Annotated in this window: 21 protein-coding genes; 7 read left to right on the forward strand and 14 right to left on the reverse strand. The window is 66.1% G+C overall.

Going from position 1 to position 25,561, the window contains the following annotated elements; translation table 11 throughout:
- Positions 1-196 precede the first annotated feature (196 nt).
- The 5 genes from SP5_RS00890 to SP5_RS00910 form a co-directional block, all read right to left on the reverse strand.
- Complete coding sequence (locus tag SP5_RS00890; RefSeq protein WP_245613359.1) at positions 197-1,093, reverse strand: class I SAM-dependent methyltransferase; 897 nt, start codon at positions 1,091-1,093, stop codon at positions 197-199.
- Between the two features lie 6 nt (positions 1,094-1,099).
- Positions 1,100-2,173 (reverse strand): recombinase RecA, encoded by a 1,074-nt coding sequence (gene recA / locus SP5_RS00895; protein WP_042482753.1) that lies wholly within the window; start codon positions 2,171-2,173, stop codon positions 1,100-1,102.
- A gap of 93 nt (positions 2,174-2,266) precedes the next feature.
- Positions 2,267-3,103, reverse strand: a complete 837-nt coding sequence (locus SP5_RS00900; RefSeq protein WP_042482987.1) for a 4-(cytidine 5'-diphospho)-2-C-methyl-D-erythritol kinase — start codon at positions 3,101-3,103, stop codon at positions 2,267-2,269.
- 41 nt (positions 3,104-3,144) lie between these two features.
- Positions 3,145-4,698 carry a hypothetical protein gene (locus tag SP5_RS00905; protein WP_245613360.1) on the reverse strand — a complete coding sequence of 518 codons (1,554 nt, stop codon included), beginning with the start codon at positions 4,696-4,698 and terminating at the stop codon, positions 3,145-3,147.
- A 28-nt stretch (positions 4,699-4,726) separates the two neighbouring features.
- Positions 4,727-6,382 (reverse strand): electron transfer flavoprotein-ubiquinone oxidoreductase, encoded by a 1,656-nt coding sequence (locus SP5_RS00910; RefSeq protein ID WP_042482756.1) that lies wholly within the window; start codon positions 6,380-6,382, stop codon positions 4,727-4,729.
- A 159-nt stretch (positions 6,383-6,541) separates the two neighbouring features.
- On the opposite strand from SP5_RS00910, the gene SP5_RS00915 reads away from it, so the two are divergent.
- The 3 genes from SP5_RS00915 (at position 6,542) to moaB (ending at position 9,906) form a co-directional block, all read left to right on the forward strand.
- Positions 6,542-7,282, forward strand: coding sequence for a uracil-DNA glycosylase (locus SP5_RS00915; RefSeq protein WP_052811354.1), 741 nt, complete (start codon positions 6,542-6,544; stop codon positions 7,280-7,282).
- Positions 7,279-9,144, forward strand: coding sequence for a lytic transglycosylase domain-containing protein (locus SP5_RS00920; RefSeq protein ID WP_042482762.1), 1,866 nt, complete (start codon positions 7,279-7,281; stop codon positions 9,142-9,144). The genes SP5_RS00915 and SP5_RS00920 overlap by 4 nt, the downstream gene beginning before the upstream one ends.
- 234 nt (positions 9,145-9,378) lie before the next feature.
- On the forward strand, positions 9,379-9,906 hold the full coding sequence (moaB, locus tag SP5_RS00925) for a molybdenum cofactor biosynthesis protein B (RefSeq protein ID WP_042482765.1): 528 nt from the start codon (positions 9,379-9,381) through the stop codon (positions 9,904-9,906).
- Here moaB and SP5_RS00930 read toward each other — a convergent pair whose 3' ends face one another.
- Positions 9,907-10,239: a VOC family protein gene (locus SP5_RS00930; protein WP_042482767.1), complete on the reverse strand. Its 333-nt coding sequence runs from the start codon at positions 10,237-10,239 to the stop codon at positions 9,907-9,909.
- A 102-nt stretch (positions 10,240-10,341) separates the two neighbouring features.
- On the opposite strand from SP5_RS00930, the gene SP5_RS00935 reads away from it, so the two are divergent.
- Positions 10,342-11,409, forward strand: a complete 1,068-nt coding sequence (locus SP5_RS00935; RefSeq protein ID WP_042482769.1) for a PA0069 family radical SAM protein — start codon at positions 10,342-10,344, stop codon at positions 11,407-11,409.
- Between the two features lie 48 nt (positions 11,410-11,457).
- The gene (locus tag SP5_RS19870) at positions 11,458-11,592 is read left to right on the forward strand and encodes a hypothetical protein (RefSeq protein WP_281177293.1); all 135 of its coding nucleotides are present in this window, start codon (positions 11,458-11,460) and stop codon (positions 11,590-11,592) included.
- 236 nt (positions 11,593-11,828) lie between these two features.
- Here the strand turns inward: SP5_RS19870 and dnaE are convergent, their stop codons facing one another.
- Positions 11,829-15,317 (reverse strand): DNA polymerase III subunit alpha, encoded by a 3,489-nt coding sequence (gene dnaE / locus SP5_RS00940; RefSeq protein ID WP_042482772.1) that lies wholly within the window; start codon positions 15,315-15,317, stop codon positions 11,829-11,831.
- Between the two features lie 118 nt (positions 15,318-15,435).
- On the opposite strand from dnaE, the gene SP5_RS00945 reads away from it, so the two are divergent.
- Entirely contained in the window at positions 15,436-16,002 is a 567-nt protein-coding gene (locus tag SP5_RS00945; RefSeq protein ID WP_042482774.1) for an HdeD family acid-resistance protein, read from the forward strand.
- Positions 16,003-16,167: 165 nt separating this feature from the next.
- On the opposite strand, the gene SP5_RS00950 is transcribed toward SP5_RS00945, so the two are convergent.
- The 5 genes from SP5_RS00950 to SP5_RS00970 all read right to left on the reverse strand — a co-directional run bounded on the left by SP5_RS00950 (position 16,168) and on the right by SP5_RS00970 (position 22,299).
- Positions 16,168-16,650, reverse strand: a complete 483-nt coding sequence (locus SP5_RS00950) for a glutathione peroxidase (protein WP_042482776.1) — start codon at positions 16,648-16,650, stop codon at positions 16,168-16,170.
- The gene (locus tag SP5_RS00955; RefSeq protein WP_042482779.1) at positions 16,647-17,240 is read right to left on the reverse strand and encodes a GNAT family N-acetyltransferase; all 594 of its coding nucleotides are present in this window, start codon (positions 17,238-17,240) and stop codon (positions 16,647-16,649) included. Before SP5_RS00955 ends, SP5_RS00950 begins: the two co-directional genes overlap by 4 nt.
- On the reverse strand, positions 17,237-17,956 hold the full coding sequence (locus SP5_RS00960; RefSeq protein WP_375244747.1) for an ABC transporter ATP-binding protein: 720 nt from the start codon (positions 17,954-17,956) through the stop codon (positions 17,237-17,239). The genes SP5_RS00955 and SP5_RS00960 overlap by 4 nt, the downstream gene beginning before the upstream one ends.
- Positions 17,949-19,199, reverse strand: a complete 1,251-nt coding sequence (locus SP5_RS00965) for a lipoprotein-releasing ABC transporter permease subunit (protein WP_042482782.1) — start codon at positions 19,197-19,199, stop codon at positions 17,949-17,951. Before SP5_RS00965 ends, SP5_RS00960 begins: the two co-directional genes overlap by 8 nt.
- Positions 19,200-19,860: 661 nt before the next feature.
- A complete protein-coding gene (locus tag SP5_RS00970; protein WP_042482786.1) occupies positions 19,861-22,299 on the reverse strand; it encodes a TonB-dependent receptor in 2,439 nt (812 codons plus the stop codon).
- 245 nt (positions 22,300-22,544) lie between these two features.
- On the opposite strand from SP5_RS00970, the gene SP5_RS00975 reads away from it, so the two are divergent.
- Positions 22,545-23,012 (forward strand): Hsp20 family protein, encoded by a 468-nt coding sequence (locus SP5_RS00975; RefSeq protein ID WP_042482788.1) that lies wholly within the window; start codon positions 22,545-22,547, stop codon positions 23,010-23,012.
- A gap of 241 nt (positions 23,013-23,253) precedes the next feature.
- On the opposite strand, the gene pyrG is transcribed toward SP5_RS00975, so the two are convergent.
- Positions 23,254-24,903: a CTP synthase gene (gene pyrG / locus SP5_RS00980; RefSeq protein WP_042482790.1), complete on the reverse strand. Its 1,650-nt coding sequence runs from the start codon at positions 24,901-24,903 to the stop codon at positions 23,254-23,256.
- A 106-nt stretch (positions 24,904-25,009) separates the two neighbouring features.
- Positions 25,010-25,375 carry a preprotein translocase subunit SecG gene (gene secG / locus SP5_RS00985; protein WP_042482793.1) on the reverse strand — a complete coding sequence of 122 codons (366 nt, stop codon included), beginning with the start codon at positions 25,373-25,375 and terminating at the stop codon, positions 25,010-25,012.
- Positions 25,376-25,561 lie beyond the last annotated feature (186 nt).

Genomic DNA, 25,561 nt, shown 5'->3' on the forward strand with positions numbered 1-25,561 from the left:
TGAAGGGGAGGGGCTAGGCGTGGTTCGATCCCATGTCATCATGCTCTCGCGGAGCTTGCCAGCGTGCTGAGTAGCGCAGCTTGGGTGAGGGATTAAGCAGGCCGTCACTTCCGCCAAGACGAAGTCGGCACAACCCTCTCCCGTCTATGAGGGGCGAGGGGAAAAGCGGTAGGATTGGCTGTCGATCCACTCCGGATCAGCCATCCCCCTGCGCAACGGCCCGCCAGATCCACGCCGTGGCTGGCAAGGCAATCCGGTCATGGGAGCGATACCGCGACAGCGCTTCTCGCAAGGCCGCCTCCATCCGCCGCCGTTCCTCAGGGGCGGCCTGTGCCAATGCCCGCGCCGCGGGACCGATTTGCGACAGGAAGGACAGCGCGTCCTCGACCGGATCGTCGCCTTCGCCCACCACATAGTCGAACGGCACGCGGACGGCCCCGTCAGGCCGCCATCCGCTTTCCATCAGCCACGCCCCGACCTGGTCCATGTCGGCAAAGGCAAAGGGACCGGGCAGGTAAGCGTCGTCCTGCGGAGGAGCAATACCGGTCACCGCATCCGCCAGCGTCGCGAAACTGTTGGCGGCCCGTTCCGCAAAGCAGGAAAAGACCAGCCGCGCTCCGTCGCACGCGGCCTGCCGCAAGCTGGCCAGCGCCTCGACGGGATCGGGAAAGAACATCATGCCGTGACGCGAGCATAGCAGATCGAACGGCCCTTCGGCGGCCGCCACGGCCAGCGCATCGCCGCACTGGAAACGCAGGCCGTCGCCAGACGCCCTGTCCACCCGCGCCTGTGCCACCGCCACCAATTCCGCCGACAGGTCGACACCCGTCACGCGCAATCCCGGCCGCGCCGCCCGGAGCGCCAGACTGGTTACCCCCGCCCCGCAACCGATATCGAGGGCATGGCCCCGTTCGGGCGCGACCGATGCGATCGCCGCGTCGAGATGACGGGACAGGTCCGCCAGGCTGCGGTCGGTCCGGCGCCATTCCGCGGCCCAGACCTCACCGACCCGCCCCCGCCAATCCATCCCGCCCGTCACGATCCCGCCCCCGGTATTTGCCAGCAAAAAGGCCCGCCATTGCTGGCGGGCCATATATTTTTAGATATCATCCTCGGCATCGGGGCCGGTCATCATTTCCTCGGCGACCTTTTCGGTCCGCTGGCGGATCGCCCGTTCCAGCCGGTCGGCCATGTCGGGATTGTCGCGCAGGTAATTCTTGGCATTCTCACGCCCCTGCCCGATGCGGACCGAGTCATAGGAGAACCAGCTGCCCGACTTCTCGACCAGCCCCGCCTTGACGCCCAGGTCGAGGATCTCGCCGATCTTCGAGATGCCTTCGCCATACATGATGTCGAATTCGACCTGCTTGAACGGCGGTGCGACCTTGTTCTTCACGACCTTCACGCGAGTCGCGTTGCCGGTCACTTCCTCGCGATCCTTGATCGCACCGGTGCGGCGGATGTCGAGCCGGACCGAGGCATAGAATTTCAGCGCATTGCCGCCCGTCGTCGTCTCCGGGTTGCCGTACATCACACCGATCTTCATGCGCAGCTGGTTGATGAAGATCACCATGCAGCGCGAGCGGCTGATGGAGCCGGTCAGCTTGCGAAGCGACTGCGACATCAGGCGGGCCTGAAGGCCGACATGGCTATCGCCCATCTCGCCTTCGATTTCCGCACGCGGCACCAGCGCGGCCACCGAGTCGACCACCAGCACGTCGATCGCATTCGAGCGGACGAGCGTGTCGGTGATTTCCAGCGCCTGCTCGCCGGTATCCGGCTGCGACACGATCAGTTCGTCGATGTTGACGCCCAGTTTCTTGGCATAGACGGGATCAAGCGCGTGTTCGGCGTCGACGAAGGCGGCGGTGCCGCCCATCTTCTGTGCCTCGGCGATGACGTGCAGCGCCAGTGTGGTCTTGCCCGAGGATTCAGGACCATAGACCTCGATCACGCGGCCACGCGGTAGGCCGCCGACACCGAGCGCGATGTCGAGGCCAAGCGAGCCGGTCGAGATCGCCTCGACCTGCATCGCTTCCTTCTGGCCCAGCTTCATCGCCGAGCCCTTGCCGAATGCCCGGTCGATCTGGGCGAGTGCGGCGTCCAGCGCCTTTTGCCGGTCTGCGTTTGCGGTTGCCATGCCTGTTTCGATCACTTTCAGATTGGCGGCCATCAGATGCTTCCCTCGCTAGACCAAGCTGGTGGTCCATTCAACGCATCTGCAATGTATGTGTTTTGTTCCATGAGAACAAGATGCGAACAAAGCCTATCGCAAAAAAGTCGGCAGCGTCCACCAGCCCTGTGTACGCGCGGCCTCCGCCGCCGCGTCGCGCGCGCCGGTGTCGCCGAAAATGGCAAAGCAGGTCGCCCCCGATCCCGACATGCGCGCCAGCTCGACGCCCGGCGCGCTCGCCAGCACGGCGAGCACCGAGTCGATCTGCGGCGCGATGGCGCGGGCGGGCGGCTCCAGGTCGTTGCGCCCCGCCGCCGCGACCGCCATCACCGCCCCCTGCCCCAGCGTGCCGCGGTCCACGCCGTCCCAGCGCCCGAACACCGCCGCCGTCGACACGCCGACGCCCGGATTGACCAGCAGCACCGGCCGCTTGCCCAGCGGCTCCAAGGGTTGGAGGGCATCGCCCTTCCCTTCGCCGCGCGCGGTCTTCCCGAGCAGGCAGGCAGGCACATCCGCGCCCAGTTCCGCCGCCAGCGCGAACAGCGCGGGATCATCGGTCGCGACGCCGTGCAGCCGCGCAAGCGCGCGCAAGGTTGCCGCCGCATCCGCCGAACCACCGCCAATGCCGGAGGCAACGGGCAAATGCTTGTCGAGGGTAATCGCATGGGCATCGCCCACGCCGAACTGCGCACCGAAACCGCGCGCCGCGCGCATGACGAGATTGTCGTCCTGCGACTCGCCCGCCAGCACGGCCGCAAACGGCCCGGTCAGCGTAAGGCTGGAGCTGTCCGCCCGCTCGACCGTGACGACATCGCCGTCACGGCAAAAGGCGAACAGCGTCTCCAGCTCATGATAACCATCGTCACGACGACGACGCACATGGAGCGCCAGGTTGATCTTGGCCGGGGCGGTTTCGACGATCGCGGTCATGCCCATCCCATGCGTCGCAAGCGCGCTCTCGGCAAGGCCGGTCAGCCCGCGATCTTTGCGGCCAGCCTGGCCTGCTCCGCAGCATCCGCCGTCAGGGCCGCCGCGCGCCAGGCATAACGTGCCTCGTAACGCCGCCCCAGCGCCCAATAGATGTCGCCGAGATGGTCGTTGATCTCGCTATTGGCGGGTTCGGCCATGGCAGCGCGCTCAACCAACGGCAGACCGCGCTTGGTCTGTCCCGCCTTGAAATAGGCCCAGCCGAGCGAATCGGTGATCGACGCATCGTCGGGAGCCAGCTTGCTCGCCTTTTCGAGCAGCGCGAGCGAGCCGGGCACGTCCTTGCCCCGCTCGATCCGGGCATAACCCAGATAGTTGAGCGCCAGCGGCTGGTCCGGGCCGAGTTCGACCGCCTTGGCCAGCGCAACATCCGCCTCACCCTTGCGCCCGGCCTGGTCGAGCGCCCCGCCATATTGCAGCCATGCCGCCCAGGGCAGTGCAGGGTCGGCGCGGGTTACGCGTTCATACCAGGGCACCGCGTCGGCCGGGCGCTTGGCGGCGATCAACTGGTCGGCATAGACCTGCCAGTCGTCGAGGCTGGACTCCTTCGCGGTCGCCAGCCCCTGTGCCAGCATCAGTGCCTCGCCCTGCCGCCCCGCCTCGGCGAGCAGGCCGATGCGGACGATCGCGGCGCGGTGTGCAAAGGCGCCACCCGGGCGCACGTCCCTGATCGCGGCGATGGCGGCATCCCAGGCCTCGTCCTTCGACAGGGCCTCGGCCATGATCAGCCGGGCGCGGTCATTGTCGGGGTCCGCGATCAGGGCGGTGCGGGTCAATGCGATGACCAGCGGGCGCGGCCCCTCGCTCGCCAGCTCGGCGCCGATCCGCACCAGCAGTCGCGACACGCCGAACCCGAGGTCCGGTTTGGCGCCCAGCGCCCTGCGATCGGCCAGGACGAGGGGATCGCTGAGCAGCGCGCGGGCATCGGCTTCGTCGCCACGCCCCGCCATGATCTCGGCCGCCGCGATCCGAGTGTCGGGCGCGGCGCGCATCGTCTCCAGCAGGACGCGGACCGAGGCCGGGTCGATCCGCTTGCTCGCCAGCGCGAGAAGGATGCGATGCTCGTCGGCCAGCCGCTTGGCCACCGGTTCCTTGCCCGCACTGTCGAGGCCGGGCTCGACCGGTTGCTTGCGGTCCCACGCCGCCCAGGCACGCAAGGTCGGCGAGAGGATGCGCAATGCGCCGCCATCGATCCGCTTCAGCGCCGCGTCATAGCCCGCCCGGTCACCTTTACGCGCCGCGATCGCCAGGTCGAGCAGCGCCACGTCGAGCGGCGCGACATTCTCGGCCTCCATCACCCGCGCGGATTTCAGGGCCAACGGCATGTCGCCGCTGGTCATCGCCTCGCGATAGGCACGCACCGCGACCGCCGGATCGTCCGGCCAGCCCGCCAGCGCGATCGCGTAGTCGCCGCTTGCGGCCGTCGCGCGCCCTTCCGACGCGGCCACCCGCGCCGCCAGATAGGCCGATAGCGGCGAGCGGGGCACCTCCACCGCCGCCAGCGCAGGCACGGACCAGCAGGCCCCGACCAGCAACACCCCGGTCAGGGCACGCAGAAACGAACGCTTACATATTGGGATAATTGGGTCCTCCGCCACCTTCCGGCACGACCCAGTTGATGTTCTGGGTCGGATCCTTGATGTCGCACGTCTTGCAGTGGACGCAGTTCTGGGCGTTGATCACGAATTTCGGATCGCCCTCTTCCACGCCCACCACCTCGTAAACACCGGCCGGACAGTAGCGTTGCGCGGGTTCGTCGAACAAGGGCAGGTTGTGTTCGATCGGCACATCCGCGTTCTTCAGGGTCAGGTGGACCGGCTGGTCCTCCTCGTGATTGGTGTTCGACAGGAATACCGAGGACAGGCGGTCGAAGGTCAGCACGCCATCGGGCTTGGGATAGTCGGGCTTCTTCACCTGATCCTTGCGCCACAGGCTTTCGTGATCGGGCTTGTGCTTCATGGTGAAGGGCATCTTCAGGCCCAAATGCTCGGCCCACATGGTCGCGCCCGCCAGCCCGGAACCCAGCGTGTCGCCATATTTCTTGACCAGCGGCACGACGTTGCGGACGGTCGACAGTTCCTTGTAGAGCCAGGACGCGCGGAACGCCTCCGGGTAATCGGTCAGTTCGTCGCCCTCGCGCCCTGCCTGCACGGCGGCAAAAGCGGCTTCGGCGGCCAGCATCGCCGACTTCATCGCGCCGTGCGTGCCCTTGATCCGCGGCACGTTGAGGAAGCCCGCCGAACAGCCGACCAGCACGCCGCCGGGGAAGGTCAGTTTGGGGATCGCCTGAAGCCCGCCGTCATTGATCGCCCGCGCGCCGTAGGAGACGCGCTTGCCGCCCTTCAGCAATTCGGCGATGACCGGATGGGTCTTCCACTTCTGCATCTCCTGGAACGGGGAGATATAGGGGTTGGTATAGTTCAGCCACGTCACGAAGCCGAGCGCCACCTGCCCGCCCGCCTGGTGATAGATGAAGCCGCCGCCATTGGCGTCATGGCCCAGCGGCCAGCCTTGCGTATGGATCACCCGGCCCGGCACATGCTTGGCGGGGTCGATGTCCCACAGCTCCTTGATACCGAGACCATAGACCTGCGGCTGGCTGTCACGGGCCAGATCGAACTGACGGATGATCTCCTTGGACAGGTGACCGCGAACGCCCTCGGCGAAGAAGGTGTATTTGGCGTGCAGCTCCAACCCCGGCTGATAGTCGGGCTTGCGTGTTCCGTCGCGCGCGATGCCCATGTCGCCGGTCGCGACGCCCTTCACCCGGCCATCCTCATGGAACAGGATTTCGGCGGCGGCGAAACCGGGGAAGATCTCGACGCCCAGTTCCTCGGCCTTGCCCGCCAGCCAGCGGCACAGATTGCCGAGACTCCCGGTGTAGGTGCCCTTGTTGTGCATGAAGGGCGGGGTCAGCGCGTGCGGCAGGTTGCGATGCTTGCCCGCGCTCAGGATCCAGTGGAGATTCTCGGTCACCGGCACCTCGGCCAGCGGACAGCCATCCTCGCGCCAGTCGGGCAGCAGTTCGTCGAGCGCGATCGGGTCGATCACCGCGCCCGACAGGATATGCGCGCCGACCTCCGATCCCTTTTCTAGGACGCAAACGGCGAGTTCTCCGCCCTGTTCGGCCGCCAGCTGTTTCAGGCGGATCGCCGCCGACAGGCCCGCCGGACCCGCGCCGACGATCACCACGTCATAGGGCATCGATTCGCGTTCGCTCATGGCATCCTCGCATCTGGTCCGCGCCCTGCCATACCGGCCCGCTTCGTACGGGTTCGTCCGGGCGCGGACGGGAAACATCTTGTCCCGACCGTCGATCCGACAGATTGACGCGCACGTCAACCTTGCAGCATGGGCTTACCCCATATGGGGGCTCTTCCAATGTTCGACACCGCACCGCTCGACGGTGCCCTCGCGGCCAGCATACTCGACTGGTGGCACGATGCGGGCGTCGACCTGCTGGTCGAGGACGAACCCCGCGACTGGAGCGCGCCCGAGCCTGTGCGGGCACCCCGCGTCATGCCGGGCCAGCCCCCAGCCGCCCCCCCCGTTGCCACTTCGGTCGCGTCCCTGCCCGACACACTGGAAGCGTTCCTGGCCTGGCGGCTGTCCGATGCCGCGCCGGAGGCGTCGTGGGACGGCATTTCGCTGACCGCGACCGGCCCGGCCGACGCCGCGCTGATGGTGCTGGTCGACTGCCCCGACCGCGATGACGGCGATGCGGGCCAGATCCTGTCGGGTGCGCCGGGGCGGCTGTTCGACCGGATGCTCGCCGCCATGGGCCTGTCGCGCGAGACGGTGCATATCGCCTCGGTCTGCGCGCGGCGGCCGATCGCGGGCCGTACGCCCGCCGGACTGGAGACGCGGCTGGCCGAGATCGCGCTGCACCATGTCGCGCTCATCGCCCCGCGCCGGCTGCTTCTGCTAGGCAATGCGGCGAGCCGTGCCGTGCTCGGGACCGAATTGACCGACGCACGCGGACATTCCCATGCCATTGACCATAAAAGCGGAAAAAGCACGGCCGTCGCCACCTTCCATCCGCGCTTCCTGATCGAGAAGCCGATGGCGAAGGCGGAAAGCTGGAAAGACTTGCAAAGGGTCATGGGGGATTTGCGCGCATGAAACTGGGCCGGACGATCGCGAAGGGCGCGACCATCGGGGCTTTGTTGACGGTCATCGGTAGTGCGGCCCTGGCTGCCGAACCCGGCTCCAACGCCGACGTCCGCAGCCCTGCCGCGCTCAAGGCCCCGCCCGCCATCCCCGCGCTGCTCGATGCCGATCAGAAGGCGGGCTATATGCGCGTCTTCGCCGCGATCCGGGACAGCCGCTGGACCGACGCGCAACTGGAACTGGACTCGCTCAAGCCCGGTCCGCTCCATGCCATCGCGCGCGCCGAACTCTACACCGCCAAGGGGTCCCCCAGGGTCGATGTCGAGCGGCTGGTCGCCCTGCTGAACGAAGCGCCCGAACTGCCCCAGGCCGAACAGCTGGCCCGCCTCGCCCGCTCGCGCGGCGCGCATGACCTGCCACCCCTGCCCGAAGCGCATACGCTGATCTGGCAGGACGGCGCCCCGCGCCGCACCCGCGCCAAGAGCGTGCGCAGCGATCAGATCGCCGCCGATCTGGCCGTGAGGATGCAGCCCTTCGTCAAGGCGGACGACGGCCCCTCCGCCCGCGCGCTGCTCGAATCGACGCAAGGCCTGTCGCCCGAGGCGCTGACCGAATGGCAGCAGAAGGTCGCGTGGATCTATTTCCTCAGCGGCGACGATACCAATGCCCGTATCCTGGCGGCGCAGGCCGCCGAAGGGTCGGGCGACTGGGCCGTCCAGGGCCGCTGGACCGTCGCCCTGTCGGCGTGGCGGCAGAATGACTGCCAGGCCGCCGCGACCGCCTTCGAGGGGACGGCGGCGCGCGCCACGGACGTCGATCTGCGCGCCGCTGCGCTGTATTGGGCCGCACGCGCCGACATGGTGTGCGGCCGCCCCGACAAGATCGAGGGCCGCCTGCGCTCCGCCTCGCAGTTCCGCGAAAGCTTCTACGGCCAGCTCGCTCGGCAGGCACTGGGAATGCGCGGCGATCGCGAACCCAGGGGACAGCTGGTCGCGACGGACTGGGCCGCGCTGGACCGTCGCCCCAATATCCTGGTGGCCGCAGCGCTGGTCGAAGTCGGCGAAACCGACCTCGCCGATCAGGTGATCCGCCAGCAGGCGCGGATCGGCCAGCCGTCCGAGTTCCGCAGCCTCGTCCGCCTGGCCGAATCGCTCGACCTGCCCGCGACCACCGTCTGGCTGGCACATAACTGCCCGGCCGGTGTCACCGCCACGGCCGAGGCGCGCTATCCGACGCCCAGCTGGAAGCCCGACAGCGGCTGGCGTGTCGACAAGGCGCTGGTCTATGCCCACACCCTCCAGGAGAGCGGTTTCCGCAACAAGGTGGTCAGCCCGGCGGGCGCCTATGGCCTGATGCAGATCATGCCCGCCGCCGCGACCGATTTCGCACGTGAGCGCGGCGTATCGATCGACCGCAGCGCCCTGACCAAGCCGTCGACCAACATGGATATCGGCCAGCGCCATCTGGAGCGGCTGCGCGACATGACCGGCGTGACCGGCGGCCTGCTGCCCAAGGTGATCGCGGCCTATAATGCCGGGCCGAAGCCGGTGGGCGAATGGAACAGCCTGGTCCGCGACAATGGCGATCCGCTGCTCTATATCGAGAGCATCCCCTATTGGGAGACGCGCGGATACGTCACCATGGTCCTGCGCAATTACTGGATGTATGAGAGCCAGACCGGCAAGCCGAAGTCGCCCAGCCGCGCGGCGCTGGCGCAAGGCCTGTGGCCGCGCTTTCCTGGCCTGCCGGGCGCCTCGGCGATCCGCCTGCAACGCCCGAACGTCGCACAGGCGAGCGTGACGCCCAAGAGGACCCTCGCCCTGAATGCGACGGTCAGCCCGCAGTCGAATACGACGATGCCTCAGGCGAATTGATGCGGGTTTGCGGCTGGGGGGATTCCCCTGGCCTTCGACTTCGCTCAGGCTGAGCGGGGGTTGGTGTTCGCTCCCACCTCCGTGCGCGCTGAGCCAAGTCGAAGCGCACGCCGACACAGCAGTTGCGCGCAAAAGTCATAGGTCCCCGCTCCGTTCAGCCTGAGCCAAGTCGAAGGCCACGCCGCGCCGCATCCAAAACGCCCCCGAAACCCCCGATCGGACGTTCACCCCGCCATGCCCATCGATACGACCCGCAACTTCACCCCCGTCCGCATCGCGGTCCTGACCGTCTCCGACACCCGCTCGCTGGCCGAGGATCGCTCCGGCGACACGCTCGCGGGCCTGCTCACCGACGCCGGTCATGAACTCGCCGACCGCACCATCCTGCGCGACGATGCTGACCAGATCGTCGCACAGCTCAATCGCTGGATCGACGACGCCAGCATCGACTGTATCCTGACCACCGGCGGCACCGGCGTCACCGGCCGCGATGTCACCCCCGAAGCGGTCGAGCGCGTCGCGACCAAGATGATCCCCGGCTTCGGCGAGCTGTTCCGCTGGCTGAGCTATCAGACCATCGGCACCTCGACCATCCAGTCCCGCGCCTGCGCCTGTGTGGCGCGCGGCACCTATATCTTCGCGCTCCCCGGCTCGACCGGCGCGGTCAAGGACGCCTGGAACGGCATATTGCGCGACCAGCTCGACAGCCGCCACCGTCCCTGCAACTTCGTCGAGTTGATGCCCCGCCTGCTGGAGCAATAATCAGTCGGCCTGCATCGCCGCGAGTTCATGCCCGTCGACATCGCTAAAGTGAAAGCGCCGCCCGCCCGGAAAGGCGAAGATCGGCACGACGACCGCCCCGCCTGCCGCCTCGACCGCCGCCAGCGTCGTGTCGAGATCATCGACCCGGATGACCGGCAGCGGCGCCTTAACCCTGTCCGATGCGGCATCGAGCCCGACATCGGTATCCCCGCTCATCGTCGCGGCATAATCCGGCCCGAAATCGGTGAAGGTCCAGCCAAACGCCTCCGCATAAAAATGCTTCGCCGCCGCCCGATTACCGACCGGCAATTCCAAATATTCCAGCCGCGCCATTCGCCCCTCCGTTCTCGATGCGTTCCGATGATGGTCGAATCGTCACGTCGCCGCAAGCCCCATAGGCTTGCACGCGCGTTCGCTTTATGTTCTATTCGGATCATGCCGAAGATCGCAGCTCGAGGGGCCACCCACAACGCGACGAGCCGACGCTTCGCCCTGCCGGAGCGGGAGGCGGATGGCGACTGGCTCGACGCCCGGTCGCTGGTCGACGGCGCGCCGCCGCCGCTGCGGACCAGCGTGACGGTCCTGACGCCACGCACGATCCTGACCCGAAACAGCTCACCCGACGTGCCGTTCAGCCAGTCGATCAACGCCTATGCCGGGTGCGAGCATGGCTGCATCTATTGCTTTGCCCGGCCGACCCACGCCTATCACGACCTGTCGCCGGGGCTGGATTTCGAGAGCCGCCTGTTTGCCAAGCCGGATGCCGCCGCGTTGCTTCGCGCCGAGCTGGCCAAGCCGGGCTACCGCGTCGCGCCGATCGCGCTGGGCACCAATACCGACCCATATCAGCCGATCGAGGGTGAGTGGCGGATCACGCGGTCCATCCTGGAAGTGCTGGCGGAAACGGATCATCCGGTGGCGATCACCACGAAGTCCGACCGCGTGGTGCGCGATATCGATATCCTCGCCCCGATGGCGGCCAAGGGGCTGGCGACCGTGTGCGTCTCGGTCACGTCACTCGATGCCAAGGTGGCGCGCACCGTCGAACCGCGCGCGCCGACGCCCGAGCGAAGGTTGGCTGCAGTCGCGAAACTGGCGGCGGCGGGTATCCCCACCTATGTCTCGATCGCACCCGTCATCCCCGCGATCACCGATCACGAGATCGAACATCTGGTCGCCCGCGCCGCCGAAGCGGGCGCGCGGCATGCCTTCTTCATTCCGGTCCGCCTGCCGCATGAGGTCGCGCCGCTGTTCCGCGCCTGGCTGGACACGCATTTCCCCGACCGGGCGGGTAAGGCGATGGCGATCATCCGGTCCTTGCGCGGCGGGCGGGACAATGATCCCGATTTCTTCACCCGGATGAAGGGGCAAGGGCCGTGGGCGGACCTGCTGCGCGTCCGCTTTCACCGTGCCTGTCGGCGGCACGGGCTCAATCTGGATCGGCCCATGCTCGACACCAGCCGGTTCCGTCCGCCCAAAGGGCCGCAGGGCGAGTTGTTCTGAGGATCGTCCTGCCTGTCCAAGGCGTTATGCGATGGAAGGAGAAATGCCATGATGACCGACCCCGAACAGACCAGCCCGGACAATATTCCGAACGAGGATGAGGCGGACACCTCCGGCGGCGGCTATGGCAATCACGGTGATGCCGATGAGGCAGGGCAGGATTGGCGTGAAGTCGGCGGCTGATACAAGACCAGCATGACGGAGCCGGGGACCTGGTTTACGGCCAGTAAGCAACAAAGCTGGCAGCTGCATATTCCTTCCCTGTAAGGGGAAGGGGACCAGCGTAGCTGGTGGAGGGGTATCGCCGGTCTCGATGGCGGGGCACCCCTCCGTCAGGTCTGACGGCCTGCCACCTCCCCTTCCAGGGCAGGAATAGGAGGTGTCCGTGTTCGCCGAACACTCGTCGAAGGCGTGCCGTCCTACCCCACCAGCGCCAATCGCGCCTCGGACGACTTCATCGCCACCGCCTTCACGCCGGGCAAATCCTCGATATGACTGGCCAGTTCGGCGTCGAGCAGGAAGTTCCGCCCCAGCGTCAGCAGCGTATCGCCCTCCGGCCCCTCGATCCGCGCGCGGACCTCGCCCCGGCCGTTGCGCAGCGGATCGAGCATCGCATGCAGCGCCTTGAACGCCACCTTGTCGGTCACCGTCACCTCCACCACGAATTTGGCGGTGCTGGCGAGGCCATCGAACAGCTGCACCCGCTTGACGCTGACGCGCGGAGCTTCCTCACCCGGTCGGCGGTCCAGCTCGACGGTAATGAGCGCACAGTCGCCTTCCTTCGCCGCCTTTTCCAGATCCGCCGCGACCGAGTCGTCGAAACAGGTCGCCAGAAACTGCCCCGTCGCGTCCGACAGCTGCGCCATCATGTAGCGCTTGCCGCGCGCCGATGTCCGCCAGCGCGCATCCTCGACCAGCGCCGCCATGGTCGCGCCGATCCGCGCGCCGTCGTCGGGGATAACGAGGTCGGTCAGCGAGGTATAGGTCCGCGCACCGTGCATCTTGGCGATATGCGCATGGCGGTCGACCGGGTGCGCCGAGAAATAGAAGCCGAACGCCTCTTTTTCTTGCTCCATCCGCTGCGACAGGGTCCAGCGGGTCCCGCTCGGCAGCTTGATCGCGTCGCCCGCGACTTCGGTTTCACCGAACAGTCCGCCCTGCCCGCTCGTCCGCCCCTCATGGGTGCGCGCGGCGATGGCGAGGACGGTTTCGGCGACCGCGTGGACGCCCGCGCGATTGGCTTCGATGCCGTCGAACGCACCCGCCGAAGCCAAGGTCTCCAGCTGGCGCTTGTTCATCAGGCGCGGATCGACCCGCTTGGCTAGCGCATCGAGCGAAGCGAAGGCGCCACCCGCCTGCCGCTCGACGACCAGCTTCTCCATCGCCCCCTCGCCCACCGACTTAAGCGCGCCCAGTGCATAGCGGACGGCCAAGCCATCCTCATGCGCCTCGACATCGAACTCGGCCTGGCTGGCGTTGATGCAGGGTGGCAGCATCGTCACCCCCATCCGCCGCGCGTCGTCGACGAAGATCGCCAGCTTGTCGGTCAGCGCCATGTCATAGCACATCGACGCGGCGTAGAATTCGTGCGGATGATGCGCCTTCAGCCACGCCGTCTGATAGGCAAGCAGCGCATAGGCAGCCGCATGGCTCTTGTTGAAGCCATAGCCTGCGAACTTGTCGATCAAGTCGAACAGTTCATTGGCCTTTTGCGCCGGGATGCCGTTCACCTCCTGGCATCCCTTGACGAAGATGGCGCGCTGCGCATCCATCTCCGCCTTCACCTTCTTGCCCATCGCGCGACGGAGAAGATCCGCGCCGCCCAGCGAATAGCCCGCCAGGATCTGGGCGGCCTGCATCACCTGTTCCTGATAGACGAAGATGCCGTAGGTTTCGGACAATATCTGTTCGAGCAGGGGATGCGGGTAGATGATCTCCTCGGTCCCCTGCTTGCGTCGGCCGAAGCTGGGGATATTGTCCATCGGACCCGGCCGGTACAGCGACACGAGTGCGATGATGTCGCCGAAATTGGTCGGTCGCACGGCGGACAGCGTGCGCCGCATCCCTTCCGATTCCAGCTGGAACACGCCGACCGTGTCGCCCTTCTGGAGCAGGGCATAGGTCGCCTCGTCGTCCCAGAGCAGCGCGCCGAGATCGACCACGACCCCGCGCTTGGCGAGCAACTGCACCGCCTTTTGCAGGACCGACAGGGTCTTCAGGCCCAGGAAGTCGAACTTGACCAGCCCCGCGCCCTCAACGAACTTCATGTCGAACTGCGTCACCGGCATGTCCGAGCGCGGATCGCGGTAGAGCGGCACGAGCTGCGCCAGCGGCCGGTCGCCGATCACCACACCGGCGGCGTGGGTGGACGAGTGGCGCGGCAGGCCCTCCAGCTTGGTGGCGAGATCGAGCAACCGGCGGACCTGGTTGTCGTTGGCATATTCCTTCGCCAGTTCGGGCACGCCGTTCAGTGCGCGCTTCAGGTCCCAGGGATCGGTCGGGTGGTTGGGCACCAGCTTGGCGAGCCGGTCGACCTGACCATAGCTCATCTGAAGCACGCGGCCGGTGTCCTTCAGCACCGCGCGCGCCTTCAGCTTACCGAAGGTGATGATCTGCGCGACCTGATCGCGACCATATTTCTCCTGCACGTAGCGGATGACCTCGCCACGCCGGGTTTCGCAAAAGTCGATGTCGAAGTCGGGCATCGACACGCGTTCCGGGTTCAGGAAGCGCTCGAACAGCAAACCCAGCTTCAGAGGATCGAGATCGGTGATGGTCAGCGCCCAGGCGACGACCGAGCCCGCGCCCGAACCACGCCCCGGACCCACGGGAATGTCGTGATCCTTGGCCCATTTGATGAAGTCGGCCACGATCAGGAAGTAGCCGGGGAAACCCATCTGGATGATGATGTCGACCTCGAACGTCAGCCGCTCGTGATAGGCCTCGCGCCAGCCGGGTTCGCCCTCGCCCTCCAGCTCGGCGATACGGTCGAGCCGCGCCTCCAGACCGGCGGTCGCGTCGCGGCGAAGCATCGCCGCCTCGCCCTCGCGGTCGCCCGCCAGGCTGGGCAGGATGGGCTTGCGCCACGGGGCCATGACGGCGCAGCGCTGTGCAACGACCAGCGTGTTCTCGATCGCCTCGGGCAGGTCGGCAAAGAGCTGCTTCATCATCTCGGCGGGCTTGAGCCACGCCTCGGGACAGCTTTTCGGGCGATCGTCCATTTCGACATAGGTCGAATTGGCGATGCACAGCATGGCGTCATGCGCGTCGCGGAACCCGCTATCGGTGAAACAGCAGGGGTTCGTCGCGACCAGCGGCAGGTCGCGGTCATAGGCCAGGTCGATCAGGTCCTGCTCGGCCGCCGCCTCGATGGGGTCGTCGCGGCGCGCGAGTTCGACATAGAGCCGGTCGCCGAAGATCGCCTGCAACCGGTCGGCATAGGCCTTGGCCCGATCCGGCTGCCCTTCGGCGAACAGGCGCGCGATACCCCCCTCGCCGCCCGCGGTCAGCGCGATCAGGCCCTTGCTGAACTTCTCCAGCGTGTCGAACCCGACATGCGCGGCCAGCTCGATCGGCCGATCCAGATGCGCCGCCGACACCAACGCGCACAGATTGTCATAGCCGGTCATGTCCTGCGCATAGAGCGCGACCCAATCGACCACCGCGCCGACATTGTCGGGCATGTCGGGACGCGCGATGCCCAGCATCGTGCCGATGACCGGCTGCACGCCCGCCTTCTTCGCGGCGTCCGAAAAGGCCATGGCGGCATATAGCCCGTTGCGGTCGGTCAGCCCGGCGGCGGGAAAGGCATTCGCCTTGGCCTGCGCCGCAATCGCCTTGGGATCGATCGCGCCGTCGAGCATCGTGAAGGAGGAAAAGATGCGAAGCGGCACATATCCGGAATGCATCCCCCATCCCTATCCGACCGCGCGTGATTCGACCAGTGCGGAACCCGGCCGTCGGAACACCGCCCAAGCCGATCGGTTATGCCAACAGAAGAACCAATCCAGATCAGGGCGAACGACGATGACCGACAGCGACCGTTCCTTTGCCGCCTCTTTCCAGCCCGGCGCGGGTTGGGGCTGGATCCTGGCCTATGGCATCCTGTCGGCGCTGCTCGGGCTGGCGGCGTTCCTGTTTCCGGTCCCTGCGACACTGGCGGCAACGCTGGTGATCGGGGCCTTCTTCATCGCCTCGGGACTGGTGTCGATCGGCGCCGGCATTTTCGGCAAGGGCCATGAGGGGCGCGGCTATGCGATCGGGTTCGGGCTGGTGTCGCTGATCATCGGGCTGATCATGGCGCTGGAGCCTGCCACGGGTGCGATCTCGATCACGCTGCTGGTGACCGTGTGGCTCGGCCTGCGTGGGGCATTGGAGATCGGGCTGGGCGCACGGATGCGGCGGCGGCGCGGGTGGATGATTGCGCTGGGCGTGCTGAACATCCTGCTCGCACTGTTTGTGCTGGCAACGCTGCCGTGGAGCGCGATGACGCTGCCGGGTTATATTCTGGGGCTGAGCTTCCTGTTCGGCGGGATCACCGCCATCGCCTCGGCGCTGGACCATAAGAAGGGGGCGAGCGCGTTTTCGATTTGAGCGGGCAAAACCCCGTTCAGGCTGAGCGTAGTCGAAGCCCATGCCCCGGCATCCGCCAAAAGGGCACGGTTACCCTTGGCCTTCGACTTCGCTCAGGCTGAACGGAGGTTGGGAATAATAGTTCGCCCCGTTCAGGCTGAGCGTAGTCGAGGCGCAGGCTCCGCCCTAGCGAAGCCGTGCCTCGATATCCTTTACCAGATCCTCGGGCTTGGTCGTCGGGGCATAACGCGCGACCACCTGACCATCCCGGTCCACCAGAAACTTGGTGAAGTTCCACTTGATCGCCTTGGTCCCCAGCACGCCCGGCGCCTGGGCCTTGAGCCACTGGAACAGCGGATCGGCATCGTCGCCATTGACGTCGACCTTCGCCATGACCGGAAAGCTGACGTCATAGGTCAGCGAGCAGAAGTTCGCGATCTCCGCTGCATCCCCCGGCTCCTGCGCGCCGAACTGGTTGCAGGGAAAGCCCAGCACCGTCAGACCCTGCCCCTCATAGCGGCGATGGAGCGCCTCCAGTCCTTCATATTGCGGGGTAAAGCCGCATTTCGACGCGGTGTTGACGATCAGCAGCGCGCGCCCCTCAAAGGTCGCCATGTCGAGCGCCTGACCGTCCGCCGCCTTGACGGTGAAATCCGTGATACCGCTCATGCGTGTTTCCCCAGCAGATAGTCGAGATTGGCCCGGACGCCCGGCCATTCGCGGTCGATGATCGAATAGACGACGCTGTCGCGGATGCGCCCATCGGCCATCACCTGATGCCCGCGCAGCACGCCGTCCTTCCTGGCGCCCAGCCGCTCGATCGCCGTCTGGCTGCGCGTGTTCAGCGTATCGGTGCGAATCTGGATCGCCTGGCACCCCATGACCTCGAAGGCATGGGCCAGCAGCATCCGCTTCGCCTCGCTATTGACGCCGGTCCGCTGGACGCGGGTGGCGTAGAAGGTGCCGCCGATCTCCAGCCGACGATGCTGGGCCGCGATCCGCATATAGCGCGTGGTGCCGACGACCTCGCCGCCCGGCGTCTCGACCGTGAAGATCAACGCGCGGCCCACGTCGCGCTCTTTCAGCGCCGCCGCCAGCCACCGCTCGGGCGTCTTCATCATCGCCACATTGGCGAAGAAGATATTCCAGAGATCGCCCTCGCGCGCCACCTCGACCAGCGCTGGCAGGTCAGCCTCGGCAAAGGGGCGGAGCGTGACGTGGCGGCCGGTCAGCGTCGGCGTCTCGGTCCAGACGCTCATTGCAGGCGCCCTTCGTGGAGGCGAACCACCCGGTCCATCTTCAGCGCCAGCCGTTCGTTATGCGTCGCGACCAGCGCCGCCGAGCCCTCGCCGCGGACCAGGCGTAGGAACTCGTCGAGCACGATTTGCGAGGTATGCTCATCAAGATTGCCCGTCGGCTCGTCGGCCAGCACCAGCGGCGGCTGGTTGGCGAGCGCGCGGGCGACCGCCACCCGCTGCTGCTCGCCGCCGGACAGCTGGCTCGGCCGGTGCGTCAGCCGGTGGCCAAGGCCGAGCGCGGTCAGCAATCCCTTCGCCCGCATTTCGGCGGCCTCGGGCATCGCACCCTTCACCAGCTGCGGCAGGACGACATTCTCGATCGCGTTGAAGTCCGGCAGCAGATGGTGGAACTGATAGACGAAGCCGAGATAGTCACGCCGCGCGACGGTGCGACCATGCGAGTCCAGCTTCGACACCTCCTCGCCCGCAATGCGGATCGAGCCGGAGAAACCGCCCTCCAACAGACCCACCGCCTGCAACAGCGTGGACTTACCCGAACCGGACGGCCCGAGCAGCGCGACGATCTCGCCCGGCGCGATGGCCAGGTCGACGCCGCGCAGCACCTCGATGGTCTGGCCCCCCTGGGTGAAGCTGCGGGACAATTCGCGCGTGGCCAGCACGGGCTCGGCGGCATGGGGCTGGGCGACCGTTCCCATGCGGATGATCGGATCATTCATAGCGCAGCACCTGAACCGGGTCCGTGCTCGCCGCCTTCCAGGCGGGGTAGAGCGTGGCGAGGAAAGAAAAGACGAGCGCCATCGACGCGATCACGACGATCTCGACCGGATCGGGCTTGGACGGCAACTCGGTCAGATAGCGGATCGAGGGGTCCCAGAGATTCTGACCGGTCACGAACTGGACGAAATTCACCACCGCCTGACGATAGAACAGGAACACCGCACCCAGCCCCAGGCCGGCGACCGTACCCAGCGCGCCGATGATCGTGCCCACCGTCATGAAGATGCGCATCAGCCCGCCGCGCGTCGCCCCCATCGTGCGCAGGATCGCGATGTCGCGCGTCTTGGCGCGGACCAGCATGATCAGCGAGGACAGGATGTTGAACACCGCGACCAGGATGATGATCGACAGCACGGTGAACATCGCCACCCGCTCGACCGCCAGCGCCTCGAACAGCTGCGCGTTCATCGTCCGCCAGTCGGCGATGACCGCGCGCCCGCCCAGCTTGTCGGCCAGCGGCGCCAGTATCTGGCCCACCCGGTCGGCGTCGACCGTCTGCACCTCGACCATGCCGACCGTGTCGCCCATCAGCAGCAGGGTCTGCGCATCCTCGATGGGCATGATGACATACGCCTTGTCATAGTCGTACACCCCGATCTCGAAGATGGCGCCGACCGTATAGCTGACGATGCGCGGCACGGTGCCGAACGGGGTCGTCTGCCCCTGCGGACTGATCAGCGAAATTTCCGAGCCGACCTGCGCACCCAGCGCCTCGGCCAGGCGGCTGCCGATCGCGATGCGGCCGCTGCCCGGCGTGATGCTGTTCAGATTGCCCATGATGATCTTGGAGCGGATGGCCGAATTGCCACGGATATCGGCGACCCGCATGCCGCGGACCAGCACCGCCTCGACCCGGCCGTTATAGCTGGACATCAAAGGCTGTTCGATCATCGGCACCGCGCTGGTGACACCGGGCGTGGCGCGCGCATCACGCACGATGTCGCGCCAGTCGGGCAGGCGTCCGCCCACCCCCTGCACCACGGCATGGCCGTTCAAGCCGACGATCTTGTCGAACAGCTCGGCGCGAAAGCCGTTCATCACGCTCATGACGATGACGAGCGCGGCGACGCCCAGCATGACCGCGACCAGGCTGATCGAGGCGACCAGGAAGATAAACGCCTCTCCCTTGCCCGGCAGCAGATAGCGCCGGGCGATCATCCGTTCATAGCGTGACAGGATCATTGATGTCCGATCGATCCGTGGAGAAACTGAAAAGCCCTGGGGCTGTACGGGGGGCTTCGGGTGCTGGCAATGCCGCGCCCGGATTGGGAGGCCAAACGGCCGACCCCGCCCATTGTTGCGCGCACGCCACACATCCGAGTCAATCGTAGCGCGAATGCCGCAAGAGGGATGACAAGCCGCCCCGCCGTACCGTACCACCGTCTTACTGAGACACAGGCACCAACGGCCGTGGTTCGGGGATTGCTCCAACGCTCACCCAACGAGGTTGATGCGGGAGCGGGAAAAGGGGGCTGACGAGCGATCGTCACGCAGGCGCCCGGATCGGAAACGGTCCGGGCGTTTGTCATTCGGGCCTCGTCGCGCATCACTCCACCCGCAAAGCCGCCGGAACCGGCTGAGGTACGGGGAGCTTCCAGACTCCGTCCCCAAATGCCGGCCCGGCGCCCGTTCACGGGATCTTGGCTATACCAGATCAAGATGAACCGAATGTGGACGAATCCTGAGATTCGCCTACCCAATCCTCCCCAAGCTTGCTTGGGGAGGGGGACCACAGGGCGTCAGTCCGGTGGTGGAGGGACCATGCCGTTGGCTGGCGTAACCCGCCCCTCCACCACCGCTAACGCGATGGTCCCCCTCCCCTTTGAAGATGGGGAGGATTTGTCTAGAACGACTTGGAAATGGTGAACCCATAGGTGCGCGGATCGCCTGGCTGACCCACGATCAGCCCGGTCGACCCCGATTGGGTGGCCAGCAGTTCGTAATAATCATGGTCGAACAGATTGCGCACCCAGACAAAGGCATTCCAGCTGCCCGGCGCCTTGAACCCGGCCCGAACGTTGGACAGGCTATAGCCATTGATGTCCGTATAGGCCGAGCGCGACGGATTGGATGAGAATTTCGACCGATAGCTGCCGTCATAACCCAGATAGAATTGCCCCTCGGTCCCCGCCACGGTCGCGGGCAGGTCATATTCCGCGCCATAGGAAAAGGCCCAACGCGACACGCCCGGCAGCCACTGGCTCGAGATGTTGCAATAGGGCAGCGAAGCGCCCGGCGTGCCCGCTGCCGCAGGGGTGCCCACGATCTGGCCGTTCACCACCGGCAGCGCGGTCCCGCCGGACAATTCGGGCGGGCACGGCGCATTGGTGAAACGGGTATAGCGCGCATCGGTGAAGGCGCCGTTGGCATAGACGTTGAACCGCTCCGTCGGGCGGAAGGCCGAGTCGATCTCGATCCCGCGCGTCCGCACCCGGCCCGCATTGGCGAGATAGCCGCGCAGGACGTTGACCTGAAGATTGTTCACCGTTGCCTGATAATCGCCGATCTCGGTCCAGAAGCCCGCGAAGTTCACGGTCGCGCGGCGATCCGCGAACTGGGTCTTCAGCCCCAGCTCGAAATGATTGACCTTTTCGGGCCGCACCGTCTGCGTCGCCAGGATGGGGTTGTTCTGCGCATCGAGCGGCAGGCCGGACAGGTTGATCCCGCCCGACTTATAGCTGCGGGCATAGGTGGCGTAATAATGGACGTTGGGATTGAACTCATAGGCGATGGTCAGGTCGCCGGACAGGTTCCAGTTTGTGAAGGAGGGCGTGTAGTTCTGCGGGGCGAGCACCCCACGCTGGTCGCTGGTCAGCGTCGTTGAGCCCGCCCCGTTGGTCACGGTCGAGACATAGGAGCCGTCCTTGCGATCATAGTTCAGCCGCAGGCCCGGCGACACCGACAGGCGATTGTCTACATGCCAGGTCAGCTTGCCAAACAAGGCCGCCGAGGTGTTGGTAAAGCCGATCGTATTGCGAGAGGCCAGCCCGTTCAGCGTCGCCGGATTGCGCCCCGCCACGCTGGTCGGGTTGAGCAGAAAGGCGCTGGCCGCCGGACCCTGCACCTGCAACCCTTGCGTATCGATCGACTGCCAGAAGTAGAAGGCGCCCAATACGTAATCGAGCGTCCGCTTGCCATTGGAGGCGATCCGCACTTCCTGCGTCACCTGGCTCTGCTGCGACGGGTTGGCCGAGACGGTGGTGATCGGCAGACCGATGAAATCGCGGTCGTTGGACGGATCCCAATGCCAGAAGCGCCATGCCGACATGCTGGTCAGCGTCGCCTCGCCCACATCCCAGTTCGCCACCAGCGACAGCCCGCCCAGCTCCTGTTTGGCGCGCAGATCGGTATCGACATCGGTCAGCCGGTCGAAGGCGTTGGTCGAGGGTACGCTATAGCCCTGCGCCGCCGCCAGCGCCGCATATTGCCGGTTGAGCGGCCGCTGCGTCGCGCCCACCCGCGCATAATATTGCACGCAGCAATTGGGGTTCTGCCGCGCATAATCACCCGACAGCGTCAGGTCGAGCGTCGGCGTCGCGTGCCACAGGAACTGGCTGCGCAGCGACAGATTGTCCTGCGAGTTCTGCCATTCCTGCTGGCGGGTATTATAGACGGTGCCGCGTCGCGTGGTGATCGACGTCGACAGCCGCACCGCGACCTTGTCATCGACGAGCGGGCCGGACACCGACGCCTTGCCCTGGAAGAAATCGTAATTGCCCCCACTCAGCTCGACCCGTGCCTCGGGCGTGAAGCTGGGCGGGCGGGTAATGATGTTGATCGCCCCCGCCGTGGTGTTCTTGCCATAGAGCGTACCCTGCGGCCCGCGCAGCACCTCGATCCGTTCGGTATCGGTGAAGTCGAACGTCGCCGAGGCGATGCGGCTGTAATAGACCTGATCGACATAGATGCCGACGCCCTGCTCGATCCCGTCATTGGTCAGCCCGAACGGCGCGCCCAGACCGCGGATATTGGCGGCCGAATTTCGCGGATTGGTCGAGTAGAATTGCAGCGTCGGCTGTATCTGGGTCAGCCGATTGACGTTGTAGGTCCCCGTCTCGGCCAGCGCGGTGCCGCCGATCACCGACATGGCGATGGGGACGCTCTGGATCGTCTCGGCCCGCCGCCGCGCGGTGACGACGACATCGCCCCCGCCCTGCTGCGCAGTGCCCAACCGCCCTTCATCGCGGCGGGTTTGCGCGGTCTGCGTATCGGCGTTGGGATCGGTTTGCGGAGTGGCGACGGCCGTCTGCGCCGCCAGGATGAAGGCCAGGGTCAAGGACATGGAAGCTCCCCTTTTGATTTCATCTCCTATTCACACATCGTTTTAGTAGGCATTCAAGCCAGCGATGGCTTGGCCCGTCCGAAGTTTTGCTTTTCGATCCTAAAAGGCGCTTGAAGACACCTTAAATTGAACCATATCGGTTCGCGTGCGGTGCCGTTATCGGGCCGCACGGATGGGTCGAACCGCCCCGTGCCGGGGTGGACCGACCGATCCCGTTTCAATTCGCTTCTGATGGAGGTTTTGACATGCGTATCGACCTGACTCCGTACCGCCGTTCGACCATCGGCTTCGACCGGCTGTTCGATCTGCTGGAGGCCAATTCGCGGGCCAATTCGGCGGAAAACTATCCCCCGTTCAACCTCGAGCGTCTGGCCGACGACCGTTACCGCATCACCTTGGCGGTGGCCGGTTTCGCCCGTGACGAGATCGAGATCACCGCGCAGCAGAACATGCTGCTCGTCACCGGCAAGAAGGACGACAAGGCGACCGCGCCCAACTTCCTGCATGTCGGCATCGCCAATCGCTCGTTCGAGCGGCGCTTCGAGCTGGCGGACTTCGTGTTCGTCGAGGATGCGCGCCTGAACGACGGCCTGCTCGTCATCGACCTCGTCCGCGAGGTGCCCGAGGCGATGAAGCCCAAGACGATCGCGATCAAGACGGGCCAGCCGCTCGCCGCGGTGGAACATCAGGCCGACGAGGCCCAGGCGGCGTAAACGGTTCGACGTCTTATTCTCCCTAAAGACGTCGCGGGGCGTCCGGACCGACGGGTCCGGGCGCCTTTTGGTTTTCTCCCTACCTCCGTTCAGGCTGAGCGTAGTCGAAGCCCATGTCCGAACATCCGCCAAGAGGATAAGCCCTCCCTTGGCCTTCGACTTCGCTCAGGCTGAACGGAGGGTTTGTGCCTTCCGGGAAAAGAAAAACCCCGCCTCCATTATCTGGAGGCGGGGTTTCCCATCACACCAAGCGGCTCTGCTTCACCGCCGCTTCGATGAAGCTGGCGAAGAGCGGGTGCGGGTCGAAGGGCTTGGACTTCAGCTCCGGGTGGAACTGCACGCCGACGAACCACGGATGGCCGGGCCGCTCGACGATTTCGGGCAGCGTGCCGTCCGGCGACATGCCGCTGAACACCAGGCCGCCCTTTTCCAGCGCTTCCTTATAGGTGGTGTTCACCTCATAGCGGTGACGGTGCCGCTCGGAGATGTCCTCGCTGCCATAGATCGATGCGACGACGCTGTTGCCCGCCAGCTTGGCGTCATAGGCACCCAGCCGCATCGTGCCGCCCATGTCGCCGCTCGCCTCGCGCTTCTCCAGACCATCGCGGCCCATCCATTCGGTGATGAGACCGACGATCGGCTCGGAGGTCGGACCGAACTCGGTCGAGGAGGCGTCGGCGATACCCGCCAGGTTCCGCGCACCTTCGACGCACGCCATCTGCATCCCGAAGCAGATGCCGAAATAAGGCACGCGCCGTTCGCGGGCGAAGCGGACCGCCTCGATCTTGCCCTGCGCACCGCGCTCGCCGAACGCGCCGGGGACGAGGATCGCGTGGCAGGGTTCGAGCTGCTGCGCGATCTCGCTTTCATCGCCTTCGAATAGTTCGGCGTCGATCCAGCGGATATGGACCTTTACCTTGTTGGCGATGCCGCCATGGACCAGCGCTTCGTTGAGCGACTTATAGGCGTCCTGCAGGCCGACATATTTGCCGACCACGCCGATCGTCACTTCACCTTCCGGGTTGACCAGGCGGTCGACGATCTCGGTCCAGCGCGACAGGTCGGGCGCACCCTCAGGCTCGATGCCGAACGCGCGCAGCACTTCCGAATCGAGACCCTCGGCATGATATTGGAGCGGCACCGCATAGATGCTCTTGGCGTCCAGCGCCGGGATGACCGCCGAGGGCGGTACGTTACAGAACAGGCCGATCTTGGCCCGGTCCGAGGCGGGCAGCGGATGCTCGCAGCGGCAGACCAGCACGTCGGGGGCCACGCCCAGTGCGGCGATCTCGCGCACCGAATGCTGGGTCGGCTTGGTCTTCAACTCGCCCGCCGCCGCGATGTACGGGACCAGCGTGACATGGATGCTGATCGACTTGCCGCGACCCAGCTCGTTCTTGAGCTGACGGATCGCCTCGATGAAGGGCAGCGATTCGATGTCGCCGACCGTCCCGCCGATCTCGCAGAGGATGAAGTCGATCTCCTTGCCGTTCTCGTCGAGCGTGTCGGCCTTGGCGAACGCCTTGATCGCGTCAGTGACGTGCGGAATGACCTGGACGGTCGCGCCCAGATAGTCGCCGCGCCGCTCGCGCTCGATGATCGTCTTGTAGATGCGGCCCGAGGTGACGTTGTCCGACTGGCGCGAGGAGACGCCGGTGAAACGTTCATAATGCCCCAGGTCGAGATCGGTCTCGGCACCGTCGTCGGTGACGTAGACTTCGCCATGCTGATACGGGCTCATCGTGCCCGGGTCGACGTTGAGATAGGGATCGAACTTGCGAATGCGCACACTGTAGCCGCGCGCCTGCAAGAGAGCCGCAAGAGAGGCCGCCATGAGGCCTTTGCCGAGCGACGAAACCACGCCGCCGGTGATGAAGATATACCGCGCCATGGGAAGAATCGCCTAGCTTGGATGGGGTGGATACGACAACAGCAAAGATGCGCGCCGCCGGAAATTATCGGCGGCGCGTTGGCCTATGCTGCGATGGAAACGAGGTTTAGCGGGCGAGCGGAACCGCCGAATTGTCCGCAGGCGCCTGTGCAGGAGCCGCGCCGGTCGGGACCGGGGCGGGCGCGGGCTGGGTGATCGGTGCCTGAGTCGCGGGCGTGCGGGCCAGCGAGGTGTCGATGGCGGGCGCGCCGCGCGTCGCGGCCAGCACCGCCAGCAGGATCGAGAAGCCGACGAACGCGGTGGCCAGCACCGCCGTCGCACGGCTGAGGAAGTCCGCCGCGCCGCGCGCCGACATCAGCCCAGACGGGCTGCCCCCCATGCCCAGACCGCCGCCTTCCGACCGCTGCATGAGGATCACCGTGACCAGGGTCGCGGCGATGATGGCGTGGATGACGAGCAGAAATGCGAACATGAGGCGCGTATGATCCCGAACAAGGGGTGTGCGAGGGGGCGCACATAGGCGACGTGCGTGGCGGGATCAACCGTGCGGCGGATCGGAGTTCCCTTCCCCGCCCGTCCATGCACTGAAAAGGTTCCGAAAAATCCCTGCCACAAGTTGTTCATCTCGTCGGAACAGGAGTGAAACCACCACGGATAA

It is taken from the genome of Sphingomonas parapaucimobilis NBRC 15100, from assembly GCF_000787715.1.
In the GTDB taxonomy this organism is placed as follows: domain Bacteria; phylum Pseudomonadota; class Alphaproteobacteria; order Sphingomonadales; family Sphingomonadaceae; genus Sphingomonas; species Sphingomonas parapaucimobilis.

Coding starts and splice junctions, on each gene's coding strand:
- SP5_RS00890 (WP_245613359.1), bottom strand. CDS start 1,093: ATGGCCCGCCAGCAATGGCGGGCCTTTTTGCTGGCAAATACCGGGGGC.
- recA (WP_042482753.1), bottom strand. CDS start 2,173: ATGGCCGCCAATCTGAAAGTGATCGAAACAGGCATGGCAACCGCAAAC.
- SP5_RS00900 (WP_042482987.1), bottom strand. CDS start 3,103: ATGACCGCGATCGTCGAAACCGCCCCGGCCAAGATCAACCTGGCGCTC.
- SP5_RS00910 (WP_042482756.1), bottom strand. CDS start 6,382: ATGAGCGAACGCGAATCGATGCCCTATGACGTGGTGATCGTCGGCGCG.
- SP5_RS00915 (WP_052811354.1), top strand. CDS start 6,542: ATGTTCGACACCGCACCGCTCGACGGTGCCCTCGCGGCCAGCATACTC.
- SP5_RS00920 (WP_042482762.1), top strand. CDS start 7,279: ATGAAACTGGGCCGGACGATCGCGAAGGGCGCGACCATCGGGGCTTTG.
- moaB (WP_042482765.1), top strand. CDS start 9,379: ATGCCCATCGATACGACCCGCAACTTCACCCCCGTCCGCATCGCGGTC.
- SP5_RS00930 (WP_042482767.1), bottom strand. CDS start 10,239: ATGGCGCGGCTGGAATATTTGGAATTGCCGGTCGGTAATCGGGCGGCG.
- SP5_RS00935 (WP_042482769.1), top strand. CDS start 10,342: ATGCCGAAGATCGCAGCTCGAGGGGCCACCCACAACGCGACGAGCCGA.
- SP5_RS19870 (WP_281177293.1), top strand. CDS start 11,458: ATGATGACCGACCCCGAACAGACCAGCCCGGACAATATTCCGAACGAG.
- dnaE (WP_042482772.1), bottom strand. CDS start 15,317: ATGCATTCCGGATATGTGCCGCTTCGCATCTTTTCCTCCTTCACGATG.
- SP5_RS00945 (WP_042482774.1), top strand. CDS start 15,436: ATGACCGACAGCGACCGTTCCTTTGCCGCCTCTTTCCAGCCCGGCGCG.
- SP5_RS00950 (WP_042482776.1), bottom strand. CDS start 16,650: ATGAGCGGTATCACGGATTTCACCGTCAAGGCGGCGGACGGTCAGGCG.
- SP5_RS00955 (WP_042482779.1), bottom strand. CDS start 17,240: ATGAGCGTCTGGACCGAGACGCCGACGCTGACCGGCCGCCACGTCACG.
- SP5_RS00960 (WP_375244747.1), bottom strand. CDS start 17,956: ATGAATGATCCGATCATCCGCATGGGAACGGTCGCCCAGCCCCATGCC.
- SP5_RS00965 (WP_042482782.1), bottom strand. CDS start 19,199: ATGATCCTGTCACGCTATGAACGGATGATCGCCCGGCGCTATCTGCTG.
- SP5_RS00970 (WP_042482786.1), bottom strand. CDS start 22,299: ATGTCCTTGACCCTGGCCTTCATCCTGGCGGCGCAGACGGCCGTCGCC.
- SP5_RS00975 (WP_042482788.1), top strand. CDS start 22,545: ATGCGTATCGACCTGACTCCGTACCGCCGTTCGACCATCGGCTTCGAC.
- pyrG (WP_042482790.1), bottom strand. CDS start 24,903: ATGGCGCGGTATATCTTCATCACCGGCGGCGTGGTTTCGTCGCTCGGC.
- secG (WP_042482793.1), bottom strand. CDS start 25,375: ATGTTCGCATTTCTGCTCGTCATCCACGCCATCATCGCCGCGACCCTG.